At 70.1% G+C, this 2,761-nt stretch carries 3 protein-coding genes; all 3 read left to right on the top strand.

The window, feature by feature from the left end:
- Window positions 1–81 precede the first annotated feature (81 nt).
- The 3 genes from ACFW9D_RS38405 to ACFW9D_RS38395 are packed head-to-tail and all read left to right on the top strand — an operon-like array spanning window position 82 to window position 2,700.
- A complete protein-coding gene (locus ACFW9D_RS38405) occupies window positions 82–1,239 on the top strand; it encodes a cytosine permease (RefSeq protein ID WP_384630117.1) in 1,158 nt (385 codons plus the stop codon).
- Window positions 1,240–1,295: 56 nt separating this feature from the next.
- The gene (locus ACFW9D_RS38400; protein WP_188336625.1) at window positions 1,296–2,267 is read left to right on the top strand and encodes an LLM class flavin-dependent oxidoreductase; all 972 of its coding nucleotides are present in this window, start codon (window positions 1,296–1,298) and stop codon (window positions 2,265–2,267) included.
- Between the two features lie 55 nt (window positions 2,268–2,322).
- Complete coding sequence (locus tag ACFW9D_RS38395) at window positions 2,323–2,700, top strand: hypothetical protein (RefSeq protein ID WP_384630115.1); 378 nt, start codon at window positions 2,323–2,325, stop codon at window positions 2,698–2,700.
- The last annotated feature ends 61 nt before the right edge of the window (window positions 2,701–2,761 follow it).

Genomic DNA, 2,761 nt, shown 5'->3' with positions numbered 1-2,761 from the left:
CCGGTGTTCGCGGGGGGGCGCGGGGGCTGGAGCGCCACGGCCGCCCGGGGGGCCGCCCCCCCGGGCCGGCCCCGGGCCCGCGTGTCCTCCCCCCCCCCCGGCAATCTGCTGCCCGGCTCGCTGATCTGGGTCGCCCGCTGGGGCTGGGAGACGATCAACGCGGTGACGGGTGCCTACGCGGTGCTCACCGTGCTGGACATCCTCTTCGGCATCAAGCAGAACAACTTCCTGGTGATCGTCACCCTTCTGCTCTTCGTGGTGGCCACGTTCGCCATCTCGGGCCTCGGCATCAACGCCGTGCAGAAGTGCAACAAGTACGCGACGTACCTCTTCGGGGTCTTCTCCGTCCTGGTGCTGATCTACCTGATCGTCGACACCGACTGGTCGAAGGTCTTCCACCAGCCGGCCGGTTCGACGTCCCTGATGGTGGCGGGCATCGGCATGATCGCCGCCGGTGGCGTCAGCTGGATCCCGACCTCCCCCGACTTCACGCGCTACCTGCCGCGCACGGCCTCGGCCGCCGCGATCGTTCGGAACTCGATCGGCGGCGCCGGCATCGTGGTTCTGCCGATGGTCCTCATGGGTGCCGTGATGGCCGTGTCGACGCCGGATCTGGCCTCAGCCGCCGACCCCGTCTCCTTCCTGGGCGACTTCCTGCCCCTGTGGATCGCGGTGCCGTACCTGCTGATCGCCCTGGTCGGCATGCTGCTGATCAACGCGATGTCGATGTACTCGGCGGGCTTCACCGCTCAGACGCTCGGCTTCAAGGTCCCGCGCCACTGGGCTGTGTCGATCAACGCGCTGATCTCGCTGATCTTCGGCGCGATCCTGATGCTCGTCGCGACCAGCTTCATGGGCTCGTTCATCGCCTTCCTGTCGCTGCTCGCGGTCGCGTTCTCCGCCTGGGTCGGCGTCTTCGGCGCGGACATGTTCACGCGCAAGCACTACGACGCCGCGGCACTGATCGACACGACGCGCTCCAGCGCCTACTGGTACAAGGGCGGCTTCTCCCCCGCCGCCGTCATCGCCTGGGCGCTCGGCCTGGTCGCGGGCCTGCTGTTCACGTCCTCGGACTGGTTCTCCGGCCCGCTCGCCTCGAACAACTTCCTGGGCGAGTACGGACTCGGCTGGGTCGTCACGATCGTCGTCTCGGGCCTGCTGTACCTGGTGCTGCCCAAGCCGGCCGACACGACCACGGCGCCGGACGAGACCGAGAGCGCCGAGGCCCTGGCCGTCTGACGCACCGTCAGCTAACGTCCCCCTTCACACGAGCCCGCGTGAAGGGGGACTTTTCGATGCCCGTCTCCGTCGTACGGTTCAACCTGGTCGATCCGGCCGGCACACCCGAGTCGCTCAGCGCGCGCTACAAGGCGGCGGTGGAGATGGCGGCGTACGCCGACGACCGGGGCGTCGACACGGTGCAGACCGAGGAGCACCACGGGGTCGCCAACAACTGGCTGCCCTCCCCCTTCACCTTCGCGGGGGCGGTGTTCGGCGCCACACGGCGGATCGCGGTCACGGTCTCGGCGATCATCGGCCCGCTGCACGATCCGCTGCGGCTCGCCGAGGACATCGCCGTGCTTGACCTGGTGAGCGGCGGCCGGCTGGTCACGGTGGCGGGAATCGGGTACCGCCCCGAGGAGTACGCGCAGTTCGACGTGGAGTGGAAGCGGCGCGGCAGGCTCCAGGACGAACTGCTGGAGACGCTGCTCGCGGCGTGGACGGGCGAGGAGTTCACCTTCCGCGGGCGGCGCGTGCGCGTCACCCCGCGTCCCTTCACACAGCCCCATCCGCTGCTTCTGGTGGGCGGTTCCTCGCAGGCGGCGGCGCGCCGCGCGGCCCGGCTCGGCCTGCCGTTCTTCCCCAGCGCCCATCTGCCGGAGCTGGAGCTGTACTACAAGGAGCGGCTGGCCGAGTACGGCACCGAGGGCTGGACGATGATGCCCGGTGAGACGACCCCGCTGCTGCACCTGTCGGAGGACCCGGACCGCACCTGGGCCGAGCACGGCGAGCACTTCCTGCACGAGGCGCGCACGTACGCGTCCTGGCAGTCGCAGGACATCAAGTCGGCGGTGCGCTCGGGCGCGACGACGGTCGAGGAGCTGCGTGCCGAGGGCGTCTACCGCATCCTCACGCCGGACGAGTGCGTCGCCCAGGGACTCGACAACTACGTGCTGCACCCGCTGTCGGGCGGCATGCCGATCGACGAGGGCTGGCGCTCCCTGCAGCTGTACTGCGAGAGCGTGCTGCCCCGGCTGACGGCCTGAGCCGCACCGCGTAATTCCCTGGCCGCGACAGCCCTCGTGGTGCTGCACTGCCGCCATGAGTCTTCTGGTGGACGTGTTCGTCCGCGACCCGGACGGGACCCTGCACATCCTCGACGTCCCCGACGACGTCTATCAGTCGGGCGGCTTCGAGTCCTGGCGCACGACGGTGTGGGGTTCCGACAAGGTGCGCTCCCTGGGCGCCCGGCTGCTGCCACTGCTCGCCGAGGACGATCTGTACGCCGAGCCGGACCAGGTGCCGCGGCTGCTGGACGAGGTCGCGCTCGTGCGGGAGCGTCTGGACGAGGTGGCGCACGGGACGCGGTGTCCGCGCGATGTCGAGGAGCACCGGGAGCAGATCGCGCACCGGCTGCGCATCATCGAGGCGAGCTGTCACAAGGCGCTGGAGATCGGGGGCGGCGTCCTCATCTGGTGACGTCCGGAGCCCGCCGCCGCCCGGACATGACACCGCCCGCCGCCCGGTTGTGGGGTCCGGG

Source organism: Streptomyces sp. NPDC059524, assembly GCF_042749255.1.
Classification (GTDB): Bacteria; Actinomycetota; Actinomycetes; order Streptomycetales; family Streptomycetaceae; genus Streptomyces; species Streptomyces xanthii.
This window is presented reverse-complemented; position numbering and strand designations above follow the sequence as displayed.

Coding starts and splice junctions, on each gene's coding strand:
- ACFW9D_RS38400 (WP_188336625.1), top strand. CDS start 1,296: ATGCCCGTCTCCGTCGTACGGTTCAACCTGGTCGATCCGGCCGGCACA.
- ACFW9D_RS38395 (WP_384630115.1), top strand. CDS start 2,323: ATGAGTCTTCTGGTGGACGTGTTCGTCCGCGACCCGGACGGGACCCTG.